19 protein-coding genes are annotated in these 20,900 nt (G+C 53.8%); 8 read left to right on the top strand and 11 right to left on the bottom strand.

Going from position 1 to position 20,900, the window contains the following annotated elements:
- Window positions 1–7 precede the first annotated feature (7 nt).
- Window positions 8–595: a DUF2235 domain-containing protein gene (locus MELB17_RS13565; protein ID WP_227498908.1), complete on the top strand. Its 588-nt coding sequence runs from the start codon at window positions 8–10 to the stop codon at window positions 593–595.
- On the top strand, window positions 592–1,203 hold the full coding sequence (locus tag MELB17_RS13560) for a DUF2931 family protein (RefSeq protein ID WP_007350838.1): 612 nt from the start codon (window positions 592–594) through the stop codon (window positions 1,201–1,203). The genes MELB17_RS13565 and MELB17_RS13560 overlap by 4 nt, the downstream gene beginning before the upstream one ends.
- A 367-nt stretch (window positions 1,204–1,570) precedes the next feature.
- Here the strand turns inward: MELB17_RS13560 and ung are convergent, their stop codons facing one another.
- The 3 genes from ung to prfB all read right to left on the bottom strand — a co-directional run bounded on the left by ung (window position 1,571) and on the right by prfB (window position 4,979).
- A complete protein-coding gene (gene ung / locus MELB17_RS13555; protein ID WP_007350837.1) occupies window positions 1,571–2,278 on the bottom strand; it encodes a uracil-DNA glycosylase in 708 nt (235 codons plus the stop codon).
- A gap of 3 nt (window positions 2,279–2,281) precedes the next feature.
- Window positions 2,282–3,826 carry a lysine--tRNA ligase gene (gene lysS, locus MELB17_RS13550; protein WP_007350836.1) on the bottom strand — a complete coding sequence of 515 codons (1,545 nt, stop codon included), beginning with the start codon at window positions 3,824–3,826 and terminating at the stop codon, window positions 2,282–2,284.
- Between the two features lie 57 nt (window positions 3,827–3,883).
- A protein-coding gene (gene prfB, locus MELB17_RS13545; RefSeq protein WP_157133307.1) for a peptide chain release factor 2 occupies window positions 3,884–4,979 on the bottom strand; the annotation gives its coding sequence in 2 pieces (ribosomal slippage) (window positions 3,884–4,906 and window positions 4,908–4,979; 1,095 coding nt in all).
- A gap of 272 nt (window positions 4,980–5,251) precedes the next feature.
- Between prfB and MELB17_RS13540 the strand changes: the two genes are divergently transcribed.
- On the top strand, window positions 5,252–7,252 hold the full coding sequence (locus tag MELB17_RS13540; protein WP_007350834.1) for a tetratricopeptide repeat protein: 2,001 nt from the start codon (window positions 5,252–5,254) through the stop codon (window positions 7,250–7,252).
- Window positions 7,253–7,321: 69 nt separating this feature from the next.
- Here MELB17_RS13540 and sbcB read toward each other — a convergent pair whose 3' ends face one another.
- Entirely contained in the window at window positions 7,322–8,845 is a 1,524-nt protein-coding gene (gene sbcB, locus MELB17_RS13535; protein WP_007350833.1) for an exodeoxyribonuclease I, read from the bottom strand.
- Window positions 8,846–8,965: 120 nt separating this feature from the next.
- On the opposite strand from sbcB, the gene MELB17_RS13530 reads away from it, so the two are divergent.
- Both MELB17_RS13530 and MELB17_RS13525 read left to right on the top strand, forming a co-directional pair.
- Window positions 8,966–10,003: a response regulator gene (locus tag MELB17_RS13530; RefSeq protein WP_007350832.1), complete on the top strand. Its 1,038-nt coding sequence runs from the start codon at window positions 8,966–8,968 to the stop codon at window positions 10,001–10,003.
- Window positions 10,004–10,006: 3 nt separating this feature from the next.
- Window positions 10,007–10,966: a sensor domain-containing diguanylate cyclase gene (locus MELB17_RS13525; protein WP_007350831.1), complete on the top strand. Its 960-nt coding sequence runs from the start codon at window positions 10,007–10,009 to the stop codon at window positions 10,964–10,966.
- A gap of 145 nt (window positions 10,967–11,111) precedes the next feature.
- On the opposite strand, the gene MELB17_RS13520 is transcribed toward MELB17_RS13525, so the two are convergent.
- Entirely contained in the window at window positions 11,112–11,480 is a 369-nt protein-coding gene (locus MELB17_RS13520; protein ID WP_007350830.1) for a histone-like nucleoid-structuring protein, MvaT/MvaU family, read from the bottom strand.
- 202 nt (window positions 11,481–11,682) lie between these two features.
- On the bottom strand, window positions 11,683–12,165 hold the full coding sequence (gene rfaH, locus MELB17_RS13515; protein ID WP_083796394.1) for a transcription/translation regulatory transformer protein RfaH: 483 nt from the start codon (window positions 12,163–12,165) through the stop codon (window positions 11,683–11,685).
- A gap of 240 nt (window positions 12,166–12,405) precedes the next feature.
- On the opposite strand from rfaH, the gene MELB17_RS13510 reads away from it, so the two are divergent.
- Together MELB17_RS13510 and MELB17_RS13505 are read left to right on the top strand one after the other, a co-directional pair.
- Entirely contained in the window at window positions 12,406–13,770 is a 1,365-nt protein-coding gene (locus MELB17_RS13510; protein WP_007350828.1) for an MBL fold metallo-hydrolase, read from the top strand.
- 418 nt (window positions 13,771–14,188) lie between these two features.
- Window positions 14,189–14,482 (top strand): ComEA family DNA-binding protein, encoded by a 294-nt coding sequence (locus MELB17_RS13505; protein WP_007350827.1) that lies wholly within the window; start codon window positions 14,189–14,191, stop codon window positions 14,480–14,482.
- 61 nt (window positions 14,483–14,543) lie between these two features.
- On the opposite strand, the gene MELB17_RS13500 is transcribed toward MELB17_RS13505, so the two are convergent.
- Together MELB17_RS13500 and zapE are read right to left on the bottom strand one after the other, a co-directional pair.
- Window positions 14,544–15,731, bottom strand: a complete 1,188-nt coding sequence (locus MELB17_RS13500; protein ID WP_007350826.1) for a thiolase family protein — start codon at window positions 15,729–15,731, stop codon at window positions 14,544–14,546.
- Window positions 15,732–15,826: 95 nt separating this feature from the next.
- Complete coding sequence (gene zapE / locus MELB17_RS13495) at window positions 15,827–16,930, bottom strand: cell division protein ZapE (RefSeq protein ID WP_227498911.1); 1,104 nt, start codon at window positions 16,928–16,930, stop codon at window positions 15,827–15,829.
- A 228-nt stretch (window positions 16,931–17,158) separates the two neighbouring features.
- Between zapE and MELB17_RS13490 the strand changes: the two genes are divergently transcribed.
- Window positions 17,159–17,605, top strand: a complete 447-nt coding sequence (locus tag MELB17_RS13490; protein ID WP_007350824.1) for a YhcB family protein — start codon at window positions 17,159–17,161, stop codon at window positions 17,603–17,605.
- 12 nt (window positions 17,606–17,617) lie between these two features.
- On the opposite strand, the gene MELB17_RS13485 is transcribed toward MELB17_RS13490, so the two are convergent.
- Genes MELB17_RS13485 through hisD form a run of 3 tightly spaced genes read right to left on the bottom strand, consistent with a single transcriptional unit; the run spans window position 17,618 to window position 20,794 of the window.
- Window positions 17,618–18,361 carry a Nif3-like dinuclear metal center hexameric protein gene (locus tag MELB17_RS13485; protein ID WP_036184785.1) on the bottom strand — a complete coding sequence of 248 codons (744 nt, stop codon included), beginning with the start codon at window positions 18,359–18,361 and terminating at the stop codon, window positions 17,618–17,620.
- Between the two features lie 21 nt (window positions 18,362–18,382).
- Window positions 18,383–19,447 (bottom strand): histidinol-phosphate transaminase, encoded by a 1,065-nt coding sequence (gene hisC, locus MELB17_RS13480; protein ID WP_007350822.1) that lies wholly within the window; start codon window positions 19,445–19,447, stop codon window positions 18,383–18,385.
- 39 nt (window positions 19,448–19,486) lie between these two features.
- Window positions 19,487–20,794, bottom strand: a complete 1,308-nt coding sequence (gene hisD, locus MELB17_RS13475; protein WP_007350821.1) for a histidinol dehydrogenase — start codon at window positions 20,792–20,794, stop codon at window positions 19,487–19,489.
- Window positions 20,795–20,900: the final 106 nt, after the last annotated feature.

The following is a 20,900-nucleotide window of genomic DNA, read 5'->3' as shown; positions in this document are numbered from 1 at the left end:
CGCGTGGGTGTTGCCCGGAGCCCACTCCGACATAGGTGGCGGTTATCCCGAAAATTTCCACGAACACATCCAGATAGTCCCGCCCCGTAAGTTCCTCGGCCACCACCCCAAAGAAAGCTATGAGTACGCAACGGTACTGATGGAGCGCAGGCAGATGATTGATCAAGGTTGGCTGGGGCTAAATAACCCTGAAGCCACGTTAACGGTTGAAGAAGCTTACCGGCGGCGGCTAAAAGAGGGCGAAGTCGAACTGCAATTTCAACTCTGGCTGGACCGGCGAGTACAGGCCGAGTATTCCCGTGTAGCCCTGCGGCAAATGTATCGGCTGGCAAAAGATGCAGGTGTACCACTGGATACAGTGAAGCCGAACGAAACGGGATACTCGTTACCTGACGAACTGCAACCCATCGCCACCCAGATCACTCATCACATCAACGAAGGTGATCCACTGCAATTGATGCCCAAAGAAGAAGCCTTACTTCGCCAACGCTACATCCACCACTCGGCCCATTACCAGACCGCCGGACCACTTTTCCCATTCAAACCCGCACCCGATGGCGTGCGGAGCATCCATCCAAACAGGGGACTCAAATGATGAAAAGGTTCGTGATGTTTGCAACGATACTCTTTATGAGTGCGTTGTCGGGCGGCTGCTCCATGGCGGGGACTCCCCAATGGGATCGCCCTGTAACGTACGGCGTTCGAGTGGCTGTTCCACTTCATTACGACGCCTGGGTCAAGAGATTACGGTTTGAAGCGACAGGTGAGCGAGCCTGGTGGTGGCCGGTTGGCATCACCAATTGTTGCTGGAAAGATCTGGGGAGAGGCGGTGGCGAACTGGAGCCCATGCCCGATTATATCCACGTAACATGGTTTTCCTTTGCCGAACAGCAATCCTATACCCGGCTGATCCACATCTCTGACCCGGATGCCTTGCGCGAGCGCATGGAACAACCCGCGCCCGTGCATAAGTGGGGCAAACTACATAACTTGCCCCGATATGACTTGGTTCTGGGGCTCGCCCCCGGCGGCACGGTCGTCATGTGGATTATGAATTGGAGTGAGACCGCCATCGAAGTGGGACGCTATAAAGCAGTCAAAATAGACACTCACCCTGAGTATTATGAGAAGAGAACTGAACGCTATTTATCGGATAATGGCTCCTATCTCAAGGAGCACGGCCTTCAGCTTGACCGTTGGTAAAACTCATAGGCCAACGAATTACGGGAGGGCTCTAATAGTGAGTTGCTCAGTGACGAGAAAGTACGGGAGGCTTATTTGAGTATGTGATTGTGTGCAGCCGCCGGCTACAAATGAGGCATTTTTCATCAATCAGATTCTGCCTGTGCCCGATTAGGTCTTTTGTCATTACACCTCTGTGGGTTTTGACCTCCCAATGCAATGACAGCCAGCAACAGATTGCGAGCGAGCATTGTCCTGTTATGCTCGTCGGTGGAGAGATCAAATATCTCCAGCCCATCTTCAATATTTGCACCAAGTAGAAAAGGCATTTGGTCATCTGAGGTGGCGCTCGGGCGCTGGCCGTTTCACAAAGCCAAAAAGAGAAAAATCACGAGCGCTGGGGCAGCGCCCAGTCAATAGCGCCAAGACCCCTCTCACCCAGCCATTGATTGGCCCGGGAAAAATGTTGGCAACCAAAAAAGCCGCGATAGGCGCTCAGGGGTGATGGATGCGGCGCTTCCAGCACCAGATGTTTTTGATGATCAATACCGCGGCCCTTTTTGTGGGCGTAACTGCCCCAGAGCATAAACACCACTCCCTGGTCCTGCTCATTGACTGCTGCGATCACAGAGTTGGTAAATTCTTCCCAGCCCATACTTTGATGCGCACTAGCACGGCCCTGCTCGACGGTTAAGACGCTGTTCAGCAGCAATACGCCTTGGTCGGCCCAGGCCTGCAAACACCCGTGCGCTGACGGCTCTATGCCAAGGTCACTGCGAATTTCCTTAAACATATTAACCAGCGATGGCGGCGTGCGGGTACCGGGCAACACCGAAAAGCTCAAACCGTGGGCCTGGCACGGCCCGTGGTAGGGGTCCTGCCCCAGAATCACCACTTTCACCTGTTCCAACGGCGTACTGTTCAGCGCGTTAAATACCTGGCGCGCCGGTGGGTAAATGTTCTTACCCGCCGCTTCCTCTGCTGCTAAAAACTGCACCAAAGACACCATATACGGCTGCCGGAACTCTTCTGTCAGCCGTTCTGACCAACCGCGGCCGGGCAGCAGTTGCTGCGCCAGCCCCTGTAGCGGCGCCATCGCTTAGCCTTCGCTCTTTTTGCTGTCCGCTTTATGTTCCGGGCGCATGGCCGGGAACAGGATAACGTCGCGGATAGACGCGGAGTTGGTGAGCAGCATAGCCAAACGGTCGATACCAATGCCTTCGCCCGCGGTGGGCGGCATGCCGTATTCCAGCGCCATCACATAGTCTTCATCGTAGAACATGGCTTCGTCGTCGCCGGCGTCTTTTTCCGCCACTTGGGCGCGGAAACGCTCGGCCTGGTCTTCAGCGTCATTCAACTCGGAGAAGCCGTTGGCAATTTCACGGCCGCCGACAAAGAACTCGAAGCGCTCGGTGACAAACGGATTGCTGTCTTTGCAGCGGGCCAGCGGTGACACTTCTTTCGGGTATTCGGTAATGAACGTGGGCTGCATCAAGCGGTGCTCGGCGGTTTCCTCGAAAATCTCGATGTGCACTTTGCCAAGGCCCCAGCTGTTTTTCACCTTAACGCCCAGGTCTTTCGCCATCTGCCGCGCAAAGGTTTCGTCCGCCAGTTGTTCGGCGCTGACGTTTTCGTTGTAGCGCACAATAGCGTCAACGACGGTCAGCCGATCAAACGTTTTGCCAAAGTCGTATTCAATGCGGGTTTCGTTACCGTCGGCGTCAACCGCCGTATTCACCACCAGGCTGGAGCCCAAAACCTGCTCGGCGATGCTGCGCAGCATGTCTTCGGTCAGATCCATCAGGTCGTTGTAGTCGGCGTAAGCCTGGTAGAACTCGACCATGGTAAATTCCGGGTTGTGACGGGTAGAAAGCCCTTCGTTGCGGAAGTTACGGTTAATTTCAAACACCCGCTCGAAACCGCCTACTACAAGGCGTTTCAGATACAGTTCCGGCGCGATGCGCAAGTACATATCAATGCCCAGAGCGTTGTGGTGTGTCATAAACGGCCGCGCTGTGGCGCCACCGGGGATCACCTGCAACATGGGGGTTTCAACTTCCATGAAGTCACGATCAGCAAGAAACTGGCGCATGGCGGTAATGATTTTCGAGCGCGCCAGGAACACCCGGCGACTGTCTTCGTTGACCATCAAATCTACATAGCGATGACGATAGCGGGACTCGGTATCGGTCAGGCCTTTGTGTTTTTCCGGCAGCGGGCGCAGAGATTTTGTCAGCAGTAGGTAATCGTCCATGGTGACGTACAGGTCGCCCTTACCCGAGCGCGCCAATATGCCGCTAACCCCGATAATGTCCCCCAGATCCCAGTGCTTTGTGGCCTTTTGCACATCTTTGGAGGCGTACACCTGCATTCGGCCAGTCACGTCCTGAACCACCTTGAACGCCTTGCGATCCAACATCATGCGACCGGCAATGGCCACAGGAATCGCCATGTCTTCCAACTGTTGTTTGCTATAATCCGCGTACTTTTCCAGCAGCTCGGCAGCGGTACTGTCGCGACGAAAATCGTTGGGAAACGCATTGCCCTGCTCGCGAATATCCGCCAGTTTAGCGCGGCGCTCGGCAATCAGCTTGTTCTCATCAGGCTGGGCATCGGGCTGGGCATTGTGCATCTGTTCAGTCATTTTGGCTCACTGGGAATAAGAATCGGGTTAGTCCGGATCAAAGGGATGGGCGCTGGATCACAGCGCCATTTTCAGGCTGGCTTCAATAAACTTGTCGATATCGCCATCAAGTACCGACTGGGTATTGCTGGTTTCTACCTTGGTGCGCAAATCCTTGATACGGCTGTCATCCAGCACGTAAGAACGGATCTGGCTGCCCCAGCCGATGTCGGACTTGGAGTCTTCCAACTTTTGTTTCTCGGCGTTACGGGCCTGCATTTCGTGTTCGAACAGCTTGGCTTTCAACTGTTTCATGGCCTGATCTTTGTTCTGATGCTGGCTACGACCGGCTTGACAGGCTACAACAATGCCAGTTGGGTTGTGAGTCAGGCGCACGGCCGACTCGGTCCGGTTAACGTGCTGGCCACCGGCACCAGAGGCACGATACACATCCACCCGCAGATCCGCCGGGTTGATTTCAATAACAAAGCTGTCGTCTACCTCAGGTGCCACAAACACTGATGAAAACGAGGTGTGGCGGCGGTTACCAGAATCAAACGGCGACTTGCGTACTAACCGGTGCACGCCGGTTTCGGTGCGCAGCCAGCCAAAGGCGTAATCGCCCTGAATGTGAAGTGTAGCGCTCTTGATGCCCGCCACTTCGCCTTCCTGCAACTCGACAATCTCGGCTTTAAAACCACGGCGCTCGGCCCAGCGCAGATACATGCGCAGCAGCATATTGCCCCAGTCTTGGGCTTCGGTGCCGCCAGAGCCGGCCTGAATGTCCAGATAGGCATTGTTGGGGTCCATTTCACCGGAAAACATGCGACGGAATTCGAGCTTTTCCAGATTTGCATCCATCTCGGCAAGATCGTTTCCGATGTCGGCAACCGTGGCTTCGTCGTCTTCTTCAACGGCCATCTCAAGCAGGCCTTCGGCATCGGTCAGGCCGCTGGTCAGTCGATCAATGGTGGACACGATCAGCTCCAGATCGGAGCGTTCTTTACCCAGAGATTGCGCCCGCTCAGGATCTTCCCAAACGCTGGGCATTTCCAGTTCGCGCTCTACTTCGGTCAGACGTTCGCTGCGCTGGTCGTAGTCAAAGATACCCCCTGAGCGCTTCAGTGCGCTCACGAAGTTCTTTGATCTTCATAACAATGGGATTGATTTCCATGAAATGCGGACTCGCTCTGGCAAGTGATGATTAAAACAATGGCATGATTCTACCGGAAATCCGCCGTTAAATCAGCCGCCACAAAACCACACACAGCGTGCTTTTTTTTGCGTTTGGGACACACCCTTCTGCCTGATCCACTAATTCAGCACGAAATTGGCAAGGGTTTCTCAAAAACTGGCACAAGTTTCGCTAGTTCTTCATCAACACACGGTTAAATGCCGGCATAACTGCAGGGTTTTGCCGCTTCTTATGCGAACACGAGGTGCCCCATGCACGCACAGTCCGAAACCCGCCACAATCCCGATCACCAAATCGAAACTGCCCGGCTGCTACTGCTGGCCAATGAGACATATGGCCGCTCTAACCAAAGCGACACGGCCTACGCTCAGCGCGTGGCCGCGCGTATCGAATGCCGCGAACAGCTGCAAAGCCTGTTAATGCGAACACCCGAAAATGCTCAGGCGCAAGGCTTAATGGGCAGAGTGGAGATGGACGATGGCAATCTGCAAAAAGCCCGCAACTTATTTGACAACAGCCTGAAACTGCAATCCGACCAAGCACAGCAATACATCAACCTGGGTTACTGGGCGCTGAAAGTTGAGCGCCCAGCTCGTGCCGAGCAGTATTTTTCCCAAGCGTTGCAGCACGAACGGCAATCTGCTTCCGCATTTGGTGGCATAGCCCATGCAAAACGGCTTCAGAATCAATTTGATGTTGCCTATCTACATTACCGCACGCTGATTCGCAGCGGCCACGCCAACACCAGGGTTTACAGCGCGATGTTGGAATGTGCCAGCCACCTTAGCGTTCATAACGCTGACCCGCTGCTGCGTGCAGACGCCATTACTTTGCTCAACCAGGGCCACCTGGCGCACCAGAAAATCGGACGATTTATATGTGAGATACTACGCCAGCACTATGCACCAGCCACAACCGGAGCAATGGATGAGCTTGCTGCTGCAGCCAATGACGAGTTGCTGCTTCTGGCGTTAAACCAGATCCTTCTGCCCGACCCTGCTGTGGAATCATTGATTACCTCATTGAGACGCCAGCTGGTAAAGCACATTGCCGACAGTGGCGAGTTAGAGGATGGGCTGCAACAGCTCGCGCTCGGGCTGGGTCGCTACGCCGAACGAACCGGTTACGCGCTCGCCACCAAAGATGACGAACAGCAACTGGCAGCGATTATAAACTTCAATCTGCAAGCACAATTCAATCAGGGAGACAGCCCGGAGGCCGTGGCCGGCTCGGTTATTATCAGCGCGCTTTACGGCGCACTGTTTCACCAGAATTTTGCCGCGAAACTGGGTCAGTGGAATCTGGTGGATTGGCCGTTGGCAATGCAACCACTAATGGCCGCAAGCTATTACGACCGTGCCTGGGAAGAGGCCGTGAAACAGAATTTTGCAGAGAAAGCGGACGAGCTGCACCTGGATCGCGACGACACGCCCCAGGCTTGGCCGGCCTGGGCTGAGCTCAACAACAACACGGAAACCAGCCTGCGGGTGCTGATGGCCAACGAGTTAGGCCTGTCGGTCGAGCAGCTGCCGGCCACATTGCGGCTGATGGTGTGCGGCTGCCAGAGCGGCCAGCGAGCATTGGAGTTGGCGCGTTATTTAAGCGATGTAGAAGTCATTGCGGTGGACGAATCTCTGGCAAATGTGGCCCGCGGCAGCGCCATGGCCGAGGCGACAGATATTGATAACATTGTGTTCTGGCCATGGTCGTTGGCGCAGCGCTTTATTGCCGATGGCCACCAGGTGCACTGGGTTGAAATAGGCCGCCTGCCCTCGCCAGCAATGGCAGACCTGTCGCTGGCAAACCTGGTGGACCAGGTTGCCGCTTCTGGCGCAGTCGTCCATCTGCACACCGATATGGCCGAGCAAACTCGTGGCGATAAGCAGATACGCCGGCTTATCAGCGAGCACAACTTAGAGCCCCGCCGTAATACGTTGCAGCAACTGCGACGCATGGTACTGAATAATCGCTCAGGCGACCTATGGCAGAGCCTGCTGCAAGATGAAAATTTCTACAGCCTGGGCGGTTGTCACGACCGCTGGTTTCGGCCACAGAGCGAGCAGCAACTGAAATCTGTGCTGGCCATGGTCAGTAACGAAGTGCAATGGAAGCTGATTAAAGCCCGCGACGAAGACGGTCACAGCTTGGCCACCGGCCCGGTGCAGCAGCAGATTCGCGAGGAAGCTCTAGGCAGTCACGTTCAAAGTCTGCTGGGCCAGCAACTGAGCGTGTATTTTCAGCGTCGGCGCTGATTGCGACAACTCTGACTATCGCAAATCAGGAAAACACAACGGGCCTTAACGGCCCGTTATTCGTTGGCTCTACAAGTAAGGGGAAATAGCTTCACCATACAGGTGCAGTTCTTCGAGAATATGCCGCTGTTGCTGAGTGACATCTGGCTTAGCCATTAGGCGCTGGAGTTCCGCGCCATATTCGGCAAGTGACAACCAACCTTTCGCTGGTTGGGTCAATCTTTGCTCGCGGAACTGCTCCCAACGCTCCATGTCCTCACCACTCAAGGTATCCGGATAATTGCGAGCACGATAACGAAATAGCATTTCGGCCAAGCGTTGGTCGGTAAACTGGAATTCGCTTTCGGCAAGCTGTTGCGGCGTTATTGCCAGCGCCCGATCCAGTTGCGTGCGGTCACTCGGGCTGAAAAAGCCGCCAGCGTATATCTGCTCGTCTGGATCCGTCAGCTTGGTGTCGTAATCACGTTCGAAGGCAGCGGCCACACGCTGCCCAAAATCTGGCCCTGCCTGGCGCAGAATGGCCAGATGGCGACGCATTTGCTCACCATCGAGGTTCAGCTGTTGCAAACGTTCCGGCGAGAGCGCTGCCAGCATAGTCGCCGGCGCCAATACCGGGCACTTGTTCAGCTGAATCGCCTTTAGCGGGAATCGGCGAACACCTTCCGGTAACGCGGATTGCGCGGTAAAAACCCGCTCGCGAATCTGATCAACGCTGGCGTTAATCAATTCGTCAGGGTTTTCACGCAAATCATAAACAATCACCTGGTTTTTGTTGCTGGCGTGTTCGGCAACTGGCGCCACCAGTGCGCAACTGCCTTGGCTGGCCGGGTACTTTCCGGACACGTGAAAAACCGGCTTTCGTGTGGAGGTATCCAGCATTTTTCGGGCCGCCTGCTTGGATTTGTTGGCCCGCGCGAATTCAAACAATCGGGGTTGGCGTTCCTTGATCAGTCGCGCCAGCGCAAGCGTCGCGGTTACATCAGACATGGCATCATGGGCTTGGCCATGCTCAAGGCCATTGGCTCGGGCCAAATCCTCTAGGCGAAAGCTCGGGCTACCATCGGGCTTTAGCGGCCATTCTATGCCTTCTGGACGCAGCGTATAAGCCAGGCGCACCACATCAATCAGGTCCCACCGCGAATTACCATTTTGCCATTCCCGGCCGTAAGGGTCACGCAGGTTGCGATACAGGGTATTGCGGGTTACTTCATCATCAAAGCGCAAACTGTTATAGCCCACCACACAAGTGCCAGGCTGACTGAAGGCGCTGTTGATCATCGTAATGAATTCGGCCTCGGGATAGCCTTCCTGCGTGGCTTGCTGCGGCGTTATCCCGGTAATCAGACAGGCTTCAGGGGCCGGCAGATAATCATCAGCGGGCCTGCAGAAGATAACCAAAGGCTCTTCAATAATATTGAGCTCGCTATCAGTCCGCACACCTGCAAACTGACAGGGTCTGTCGTGCAATGGGTCGACACCGAAGGTTTCGTAATCGTGCCAGTAAAATGTGGGGGTCAAAACCGCAAGCTCCTGCAAATAATACGGCGCTGATTCTGACAGAAAATACTGCCAACGCCCGGTTGTAGCCGGCATACACAAAAACACCGGCCATTTATATGTATACAGATCTCATACGATTAACGTAGCACCAATGTACATACGAGGCTTCACTGTTATAGTATCCAGACACTTCCATTTTGCCTGGGTCTGCATATGTTACCTGACATACTGATTTGCGACGATTCCGAGATGGCTCGCAAACAGATGGCACGAGCTTTGCCAACCGCACTGCGTCACCAGGTCAGCTTCTGCCGCAATGGTAGCGAAGCACTTGCGTACATACGCAACAGCGTGCCAGACCTCCTGTTTCTGGATTTGAACATGCCCGACCTGGACGGCTACGAGGTGCTCGAACATCTTCGCAGCGAACAGATCGAGCTGCTAACCATTGTGGTGTCTGGTGACATTCAGCCCCAGGCAAAGGCCCGGGTTTTTAGTTTGGGGGCCGTGGCTTTTCTCAATAAGCCGACAGCCCCGGAAAAGATTACCAACCTTCTTGCCCAATACGGCATTTACCGCGAGCCAGAGGAATCACCACCTTCGGGCTCGCAGCCTGAAACCGACACCCCGAGCCACCCTGCAAGCACCAACCCTGACCCGCAATTATTGCTGAATGACTACCTGCGGGAAATCGCCAACGTCGCCATGGGGCGCTCGTCAGACCTGTTAGCGCGTTTACTGGGTATTTTCGTGCGCCAGCCGATACCGAAAGTGGCTTTTATTGCCAGTTCCGAACTGCACATGACCATCGCCGCAGCGGATGATGAAGCGCATTATTCGGCAGTCTGCCAGGGCTTCACGGGCGCCGGAGTTGCCGGCGAGGCCATGCTGCTGTTCGCAGACAGCAGTTTTCGCGAAATGGCAGAAATGCTGCACTATGACAGTCTGGACGGCCCGGCGGTCAATATTGAAGTGCTAATGGACATGTCCAGTATTTTGTTCGGCGCATTTTTGAAAGGCATTGGCGATCAGATGGATTTACGGCTGGGCCTTAGTCATCCAACGGTACTGGGCCAGCATCGACAGATTGCCGAACTGTTGGACCACCATCATAATCGCGAGCAGCAACTGTTGTGCATTGAAATCACTTACACCATTGAAAACCATAATATCCAGTGTGACATGCTTGTGCTGTTTACCGAAGATTCGCTGCCATTTTTGCAGCAACGTCTACAATACCTGGCGGAGTAACGAATGCCATCATTAAACCCGGAAAGCGTAAGCTCGTTCCACTGGATGGCTGACATGGTTGAGTCTGTGGAGGTTGGCCTGGTCGTGCTAGACTTGGAGTTCCGCGTGCAGATGTGGAACGGCTTCATGGAGCATCACAGCGGCATGACCGCCAGCAAAATTCACAATCAGGTGTTGTTCGAGCTGTTCCCGGACATCCCTCGCGCCTGGCTAAGCAGCAAAGTTGAAGCCGTGACCCAGCTGAACACTCGCGCGTTTACGTCGTGGGAGCAGCGCCCTTACCTGCTGCGCTTTCGCAATACCCGGCCAATTACCGGTACCGAAGAATTCATGTATCAGAACCTCACCATCAGCCCGCTATGCGGCCCGTCTGGGAAAGTAGAAAAAGTGTGCCTGATGATCTACGACGTTACCGATATTGCCAGCAGCAAACGGGCACTAGAGCGCGCTAACGATCAACTTGCCAAGCTAAGCATGATCGACAAACTGACGGGACTGTTTAACCGCGGCTCCTGGGAAAATCTACTGGATGCGGAATTTTCACGCCATCGGCGCTACGGTGGCAACAGCACGTTGGTGATGTTTGATATTGACCACTTTAAAGCCATTAACGATAGCTTCGGTCACTTGGTAGGAGATAAAGTGATTCGCCACACCGCGGCAACAACCCGCAGACACTTGCGCCATTCAGACAGCGCCGGGCGTTATGGCGGCGAAGAGTTCGCTATTATTCTGCCAGAAACCGACACGGCAGGGGCTCTCACTATTTGTGAGCGCATTTTGAGCGCCATTTCACGGGAAACGGTCACCGTAAATAGCCACAACATCAGCTACACCGTCAGCATGGGCATCGCGCCACTCAGCGATAGTCCAAAAAATTACTTAGCTTGGTTAGAACAGGCAGACCAAGCCATGTACTCGGCAAAACAGGGTGGACGCAATCAAATTGTCACTTTCTCTTAGCCATTTTTGATGTCAGCTGCGGCTAATCAATAACCACTTGAGCCCGATCGTAATACTTGCCACCAGAAACGCAAAACGGAGCGCTGGTAAATAAGCGCTCCGTTTTGTTGCACACTATGACTGCATACAGATTATGGCGGGCAGACTAGTCCTGCCAGCTCTGTACCGCCTCTTTTCCGTGCTTTTCACGCCACTCATTAAGAGTCTTGTGGTTGCCGCCGCGGGTTTTCACCACTTCGCCGGTGTGCGGGTTGCGATAGGTTTTTTCAGGACGCTTAGCGCGATTTCCACCGCCAGTGGTGGCGGTTGATGCCGAAGCAATAGACGGATCAATCGCGGCCAGAATTTGCAGGACATCTTTCGGCGATTTGCTGTATTCGCCCATCAGTTCACGGACTTTGTTTTCAAACGCCAATTCGCTTTTCAACGCTTGATCTTCTTCCAGCTTCTCCAGCTCGGCTGCCAGCTTTTCCATCAGCTGTTTCTTTTGATAATAGTCGTTAATTTTCGCCATGAAATTTAAACCTTAAGGTCTGAAGTGCCTGATATGAACGATGACAATATACCAATTGTATGTAGCCACCAAAATTCCAACATCAATAGTAATGAATCAGTAACGCCAAATCAAAGCATTAATGAACTATCTGGCGTATTAAAACTTACAATCACTTCAGATTCCAAAAACTTTGACGTTTTTGTTAAAGCATTATCAATTATTACTGATTTTTTAATGACGATATCGGCACAGATATACGCTGACTTTTCTGCATGAACTCAATCAACACAATTGCCCGCTCATCACCATCGTAACATTGGAATATTGCCCGCATTCCCGCAAAAGGGCCTTCTGCAACGTCTACATCGTCGCCACTTTTAATCCCACCCGCGGAAGCAACCTTGTCAAGACTCGCACGCAAATGATCGATCACTTCATCTTTAACTGGCAGAGGTTTGCCACCGAACCCAACAATTCTTATCACACCGCGAGTAGAACGCAGTTTTGACCAGACTGGATTCAATTGCGACAAATTGATAAAAATATAGCCCGAGAACAGCGCCTCCAGCTTGCAACTACGCTTTCCCGAGCGCAGCTTCTCCACCATCACTTTCGGATAAAAACAGGGAATGTCCTGATTTTGTAAATGCATAAGAGCACGATCTCCTTGACCGGGCTTGCACTGCAGGACATACCACTTCATAACAGAGCCTATTAGTAATACTTAGTGGATTATACCTACGGCGAGATTGCTGATATGGCGCGCCTACCTACAACCCATCTTTAACAGTCAATAGCAGCCAGTCGCAACGACCGCTGTCGCCACATAGGCGTAGAGCGTAATTGTAACGCGAATGTGGCGGCAAGATCATTGGCAAATACTACTCATAAACAGACCGTGAGCTACACTGAAGTAGACACCGACTGGATTAAGGATGACATCATGAAGCTGAGATTTCTAGGCGGCACCGGCACCGTTACAGGTTCACGCTATCTTGTTTCAGATGAACAGCATCGCCTGCTGGTAGACTGCGGCATGTATCAAGGCGTAAAGATCTTGCGTCTGCGCAACCGGGCACGCTTTCCGGTAGAGCCAGGCAGTATCGAAGCCGTTGTGCTGACACATGCCCACATCGACCATTCCGGCTACTTGCCAGCGCTGGTCAAAAACGGCTTTCATGGCAAAATTTATTGTACTCGCGCCACCCACGAACTGTGCAAGGTTCTACTGCCAGATGCCGGGTTTTTGCAGGAAGAAGACGCCCGTTATGCGGCGCGCAAAAAGTTTTCGAAACACGCCAACCCGGAGCCACTGTTCACGGTAAAAGATGCCCAACAGGCACTCAAGCATTTCGAATCTTTGGACTATCACCAACCCTTTGAGCCGGTGCCCGGCTTCACCGTAAATTTCACGCCAGCAGGGCACATATTGGGATCGGCCTGTGTGCACATACACCATGAAAATTCGAATCGCACTGTTGTTTTCAGTGGCGATGTGGGCCGCCAAAACGACATCATCATGCGACCTCCGGAACCCCTAAGCCATGCAGACGTTCTGGTGTGTGAATCCACCTACGGTGACCGTACTCACGGCACCAGCGACCCGGAAACCGAGCTTGCAGAGATCATCTCGGCAACAGCGGCCCGCGGTGGCTTGACGCTGATTCCGTCGTTTGCGGTAGGCCGGGCGCAAATGCTGCTGTATGTAATACACAAACTGATCGCTGAAAAGCGCATACCGGATTTGCCGGTATTTCTGAACAGCCCCATGGCGATCAAAGCGACCGAGATTTTCTGTCACTTTCACAAAGAGCACCGGCTCAACCCCGCCCAATGCCAAAGCATTGATGAGCACACCGTGTGTGTGCACAAGGTCGAAGATTCCATCAAACTCGATGCCGTTCGTTATCCCTGCATCATCATTTCAGCCAGCGGCATGGCAAGTGGCGGGCGGGTACTGCACCACCTGAAAACCCTGCTACCCAATCATCGCAACAGCGTTGTTTTTGCAGGTTTCCAGGCGCCGGGCACCCGTGGTGATAGCCTGGTTAACGGGGCCAGCGACGTAAAGATTCACGGTGAATATTGGCCGGTGAAGGCGCAAATACACAATCTGACCTCACTGTCGGCCCACGGCGACTACAACGAGATCCTTCAATGGTTGCAACAGGACCCTGCACTAAAGCCAGACAAGGTGTACGTCACTCACGGTGAACCGGTTGCCAGCGACCAAATGCGCCGTCGCCTGCATGAAACCCTGGGTTGGGACGCTGAGGTGCCAGAGCTGGGCGCTGAAGTAGATATATGATGTGACACGCGCTCTGGGTGCGCTTTTTGTAAGCCTGGACTTACGCAATAAAGGGTAAAAGGCTTACAACAAAGCGTCGCAGGATTGGTTACACTTTAAAGGTCAAGGATGACGCGCTGGCATGGAATGCCAACACACGGAAGACACCCCACGGAACCGGGGGCGCTCGAAGGAGTCGGGCATACAAGGATGGAATTCAGGGAAGATGCGCCCAGGATGGGCGAAGCCTGAAGGATCAGGCCGGGGTCATAGTCACGGGCAACGCAGCTGGCAAGGATGTCAGCTGCGCCGTGCGCCCCGTAGCAACCTACTTTCTTATCTCTTGAAACTGCGCCGGCCCTTTTCGGCTCTGGTTTAGCGCTGTGTTGCCGTGTGGATACTAACCACAACAACCGACGAGAACGTCCGGAGTTAAATCATGAAACGCAGCTCACTGCTCGCTACGCTTACTCTTTTGTTAAGCCTTATGTCCGGCTTTGCTTTTGCTCAGGCCGCAAGCATCAATATCAATACCGCCGATAGTACCAGTCTGGCCTCGCTTTCAGGCATTGGCCAAAGCAAAGCCGAAGCAATTGTGGAATACAGAGAGGCTAACGGCCCGTTCACCAGCACCCAAGACCTGGCAAACGTTAAGGGCATTGGCGCACGAACGGTCGAAAAAAATGCAAACCGACTGACGACTCAAGACACAAATAGCCCCAAGGCACCCTAACAAAACGGGTGGTTGCACTTAAGCAACCACCCGTTTTGTTAACGCCAGCCTGACCGCTGCCTTATAACATTTCGATCGCCATCGCAGTTGCTTCACCACCGCCAATACACAGGGCCGCAACACCTTTCTTCTTGCCGTAGCGCTGCAGCGCGTACATCAGAGTAACCAAAATTCGCGAACCTGTTGAGCCTACAGGGTGGCCCTGGGCACAGGCACCGCCATGAACGTTCACTTTATCCGGGTCAAGCCCTAGCTCTTGAATGGGCATCATCGCAACCATGGCGAAAGCCTCGTTGATTTCGTACAGATCAACGTCGTCCTTACTCCAGCCGGTTTTGGCAAACAAGGTTTCCAGCGCACCCACCGGGGCACAGGTGAATTCTGACGGATGCTGGGATTGCGTGCTGTGGGCAACCACTCGGGCCAAAGGTTTGAGCCCGCGCTTTTCAGCCTCGGATTCGCGCATCAGTACCAGCGCAGATGCGCCGTCAGAAATAGAAGAGGCGTTGGCAGCCGTGATGGTGCCGTCTTTGCTGAACGCCGGACGCAACGTCGGGATTTTCTCCAGGTTGGCGTTAAATGGCTGCTCGTCATGCTCTACCAGGATGTCACCCTTGCGGGTTTTAACGGTTACCGGGACAATTTCGTCTTTTAGCAGGCCCTGTTCAATAGCGCGTTGCGCACGCTTGAGGGAGTTGATGGCGTAGTTATCCATGTCCTCTCGGGTATAGCCTTTTTTATCAGCCATTTCCTGCGCAAAAGCACCCATCAAACGGCCCGTTTCAGCATCTTCCAAACCATCAAAAAACATGTGGTCCTGAGGCGCATCGCCTGGCCCCATACGGTAACCACTGCGTGCTTTTAACAGCAAATACGGAGCGCTCGACATGTTTTCCATACCGCCAGCCACCATGATGTCGTTGCTGCCTGCTTTGATCAGGTCATGGGCAAGCATCGCCGCCTTCATACCCGAACCACACAACTTGTTGATGGCGGTTGCACCAGTGCTATCTGGCAAGCCGGCTTTCCGCATGGCCTGTCGCGCGGGGCCTTGGCGCAAACCCGCAGGTAATACGTTGCCCATGATCACTTCTTGCACGTCACTTGGCTGTAAACCAGCGCGACGCACGGCTTCAGCAATGCACACAGCACCCAGCTCCGGTGCAGGCACAGAGGACAAACTGCCCTGAAACCCACCCATTGGCGTACGCACTCCACTGACAATCACTACCTGATCGCTGCTGTTCATATTGATTCCTTATACCCTTGATATTGACATCGTTGTTCTCGACGCAGGCCGGCTCGCCCAAGCGTATCTCAGTGTTCAAGCCACTGCACGAACGCTTACGGTTTATGGGGCGCGGCCAGATAATCTTGAGATTGCATTTCCAGCAAGCGCGATTCAGTGCGCTCAAATTCGAAATTCAACCGACCACCGGCGTATAATTCTACAATTGGCACCGCCGCCGAGATAATAACCTTTACATTTCGATCGTAGAATTCGTCGATCATATTGACAAAGCGTCGAGCCTGGTCGTCTTTGTTCCTACCCAACAACGGCACGTTGCTGATGATAATGGCGTGGAACTGGCGGGCCAACTCGATATAGTCATTCTGGCTGCGAGGACCGTCGCACACCGCTTCAAAATCGAACCACACCACGTCATCGGCATGGGCACGGGCTGGAATCTTGCGGCCGTTTATTTCCATCGATTTACTGTGCTTGCCTGCTTCCACCGCCAAATTTTCAAAACTCTTGGTCAGACTGGCATCGGCTTCAGCCCCCAGAGGTGAATGATAAAGCTCGGCTTGTTCCAGCGTGCGTAAGCGGTAATCTACGCCGCCATCTACATTGACCACATCGGTATGTTTTTTTACCAGCTGAATGGCCGGAAGAAAGCGCGCGCGCTGCAGACCGTCTTTGTACAAGCCGTCAGGAACAATGTTAGACGTGCACACCAAAGTAACGCCACGTTCAAACAGACCTTGCATTAAGGTTGCCAGTATCATCGCGTCACCAATGTCGGACACAAAGAACTCGTCAAAACAAATAACCCGGGTTTCATCAGCAAATTTTTTGGCCACGAGCTCCAAAGGATTCTTCTGCCCCTTCAACAGCTTGAGTTCATTATGAACACGTTGCATAAAGCGGTGAAAATGCACTCTCATTTTGCGATCGAACGGCAGGGCCTCAAAAAACGTGTCCATCAGATAGGTTTTTCCGCGGCCAACGCCGCCCCAAAAATACAGACCTGTGATCGGCTTCTTTTTGCCCGTTCCCTTGCCCAGCTTGCGACGCAATTTTGACATCTTGCTGTCACGGGAGCTTTCCGCTGCCACCAGTTTGTCGTAAAGTGATTGAAGACGCTTTACCGCATCCTCCTGCGCAGCATCACTCAGGAACTCCGGACGCTGGAGGTCCTGCTGGTAGCGTTGCCAGGGTGGCATATTGATTGAACTGGCAGTGGGCATAGACGCTGTCATCAGTGGTTTCCAAGGGTTACTGGTTTATTTTGGCGCTGCATTCTCGCGCAATTTGAGTTTTTTCGCCATGTGGTGCCACAACGCGACAATAAGACGATTGGCTCAAGCTTTTGTCGTGGGCGTATGGAGTCAGTGACGTTATACTCATTACCTGTTCTACGGTTCACTATTTTTAAAAGGACAAAGCAACTTATGACAAACCTGATTATGGCAGCAGTTGCCGCCCTGGTGGTTGGCATTCTGATCGGGGTATTGCTGGGCCGCTCTACCGGGCAAGGCTCATCTCTGCGGCAGCGTCGCACCGAGCAGCAAGTTGATGAGCTGCGCAACGAATATACCCGCTATCAGGCGCAGGTTAACGAGCACTTTATGGAGTCTGCCCACCTGCTGCGCCGCTTCAATGACAGCTATCGCGATGTGAATCAGCACATGGCCAAAAGCGCAACTCGCCTGTGTAACGACGACGAACTGATCCATGAGCTGGAGCAGAACTCAGCCCAACGCCTGAAAGATGAGCGCAAAGAAGGTTCGGAACCGCCTCGCGACTATGCGCCAAAAGACCCTGACGGTTCTGGCACGCTGGCAGAAGATTACGGTCTGAAAGAAAAAGCCAAAGCTAAGGCCAAAGCAAAAGCATGAGAACATGCTGGCCTAAGCCGGGTTATCGCACTCGATAAACCGGTGGGCCAACCCCAACTCCTGCGCCAGGGCTTGCCCTAACGCCTGAACGCCGTAACGCTCGGTGGCGTGATGGCCAGCCGCAAAATAGTGAATCCCCCGCTCTCTGGCGGTATGAGTCGTGGGTTCTGAAATCTCTCCGCTTATGTAGGCATCCAGCCCCGCATCCGCCGCAGTATCAATAAAACCCTGCGCACCACCGGTGCACCAAGCCACTGTTTTGATCAGGTCTGGCCCACCCTCAATATGCAAAGGTTGCCGCTGCAAACAACCCGAAATACGCTCGCTTAGCGCCTGTGGCGTTAACGCCTGAGCAAACTCACCACGCCACACCAGACCATTCAAAGGCTCCGGGCTATCGATACCCAACACCCGGGCCAGATTGCGGTTGTTGCCATACAGCGGATGGTCATCCAATGGCAGGTGATAACCCACCAGATTGATCTCGTGAGTCAACAGGGTTTTCAAACGATTGCGTTTTATGCCCACCACGCGCTGGTCTTCACCTTTCCAGAAATAACCGTGGTGCACCAGAACCATATCTGCTTTCAGCTCCACCGCCGCATCCAGTAGCGCCTGTGAGGCTGTAACACCCGTAATCAGGGTCTTTATCTCGGCCTTGCCTTCCACCTGAAGACCGTTGGGGCTGTAATCCTGAAATTTTTCGGGCGTCAGCCAGCTCTCCAGCAGCGCCATAATCTCGTTTCTATGCGCCATAGCAGTGCCAGACCTCGATAATCAGCGTGTATCGCAGAGTGTTTTTAACGCCTCCAACAGAGCATCATTCTGCGGCGCTTTAGCAATGGTGATACGCAGAAACTCGTTGATTCGCGGCTTGTTGAAGTGCCGAACGATCACACCCTGCTCGCGTAAACCGTTCGCCAAATCAAATCCAGCCCATTGCGGATGGCGGGCAAACACAAAGTTGGCTCTGGACGGAAGCACCTCAAAGCCCAGTTTATGCAGACCTTCGCTAACCCGCTCACGCTCACGAATCACCCCGTTTCGGCTGTCCTGAAACCAGTCATCGTCTTCATACGCGGCCTGTGCGCCCGCCAAAGCAAGGCGATCAAGAGGGTAACTGTTGAAGCTGTCTTTCACCCGGTTCAGAGCCTCTATCAGTTCCGCATTACCGGCAGCAAACCCGACCCGCAAACCCGCCAGCGAACGTGATTTCGACAGGGTTTGAGTAACCAGCAGATTTGGATAAAGGTCAATTAAGTCAATGGCGGTTTCGCCGCCGAAGTCAATGTAAGCTTCGTCAATAACGACGACTCGGTCGGGATTGGCCTTTAGCACCACCGCAATTTCGGTAAGGTTCAGGTAGCGGCCAGTGGGCGCATTCGGATTGGGAAAAATGACGCCTCCGTTGGGCTGGCTGTAATCATCAGGGTCAATCGCAAACTCGTCATTCAATGGCACTTTGCGAGCCTTGATGCCGTAAAGACCGCAATACACAGGATAAAAGCTGTAGCTGATGTCCGGGTAAAGTATCGGTTGGTCCTGCTGAAACAGTGCGAAAAAAACGTGCGCTAAAACTTCGTCGGAACCGTTACCCAGAAACACTTGGTCGGTTTTAATACCGTGGTAGGTGGCAATGGTTGCCTTCAGCGCCTGACCCTCGGGATCCGGATACAGGCGCAGATTATCGTTAAGCTCGGCCTGAATGGCTTCGATGACCTTGGGCGACGGGCCAAAGGGGTTCTCGTTGGTATTGAGTTTTACCAGGTTAGCGATTTTGGGCTGTTCGCCGGGAATATAAGGCACCAAATCGTGAACCAGTGGGCTCCAGAATTTGCTCATGGGTTTTCTCCGTAGCGGTGGCCGTTGGTAATGCGGCGTCTAATCTTGCTGAATCCGGTATTCTGCCGAGCGCGCGTGGGCGGTCAGGCCCTCGCCTCTGGCCAGTACGGAAGCCACTTGCCCCATACGGCTCGCACCTTCGGCGCTAAATCCGATAACAGATGAGCGCTTCTGGAAATCGTAGACACCCAGAGGCGATGAAAAGCGCGCGGTACCGCTAGTAGGCAGCACGTGATTCGGGCCGGCACAATAGTCCCCAAGGGCCTCGGCGGTATACCGGCCCATAAAAATAGCACCGGCATGGCGAATGTCCGCCAACAACGCTTGCGGATCAGCAACGGACAATTCCAGATGCTCCGGCGCAATTCGATTTGATACTTTGGCCGCTTCTGCCAGATCGGCAACCTGAATCAGAGCCGCGCGATCGGCCAATGAGGTGCGGATAATCTCCGCCCGCTCCATGGTAGGCAGCAGTCGTTCAATACTGGCTTCCACCGCATCCAGAAACTCGGCGCTGGGGCTGATCAGAATCGACTGGGCCTGCTCGTCATGCTCGGCCTGGGAAAACAGATCCATCGCAATCCAGTCCGGATTGGTCTGACCGTCACAAATCACCAAAATTTCCGACGGCCCGGCAATCATGTCGATACCCACGGTGCCAAACACCTCGCGCTTGGCAGTAGCCACAAAGATATTACCCGGGCCCACAATCTTATCCACCGCCGGCACCGTGTCAGTGCCATAAGCCAGCGCAGCCACTGCCTGAGCACCACCGATGGTAAATACCCGATCTACTCCGGCAATCGCCGCCGCTGCCAGCACCAAGTCATTCACCACGCCATCCGGTGTCGGTACCACCATAATCACTTCGGCCACGCCGGCGACTTTTGCCGGTATGGCGTTCATCAGAACCGACGATGGATAAGCCGCTTTACCGCCGGGCACATACAGCCCTGCCCGATCCAGCGGCGTAATCTTCTGCCCGAGCACCGTGCCGTCGGCTTCCTCATATTGCCAGGACTCCTGACTCTGCCGCTGGTGATAATCCCGCACCCGGCGAGCCGCATGCTCCAAGGCATCACGCTGGTCTTGGGGAATGGTTTTCAAAGCATGCTGCAACCGTTCCTGACTCATTTCTAACTCGGCTACGCTGCCAACGCTCAAGCGGTCAAACTTGGCCGTAAACTCCAGAACAGCCGCATCGCCGCGGGTTTTCACCTCGTGCAGAATATGACGCACTGACTCGTTCACCTGATTATCCACGCTGTCATCCCAGGCCAACAGGGCAGATAGCGCGCTGTCAAAGTCTGCATCGGAGGCGTTCAATCGCTGGATGTTAACGGTCATGTGTAAAATCCTGTAGTGGTTGAAGAGCTGTGGATAAAAGAGCGGAGCGAAAAGTGAAGTTGCCGCAAGCGCTCAGATTGGGCTTGCTGTTCTGCACTTAGGAGCT

It is taken from the genome of Marinobacter sp. ELB17 (assembly GCF_000169375.1).
GTDB lineage: Bacteria > Pseudomonadota > Gammaproteobacteria > Pseudomonadales > Oleiphilaceae > Marinobacter.
The sequence above is the reverse complement of the archived record's forward strand: the minus strand, read 5'-3'. Positions and strand labels throughout refer to the sequence as shown.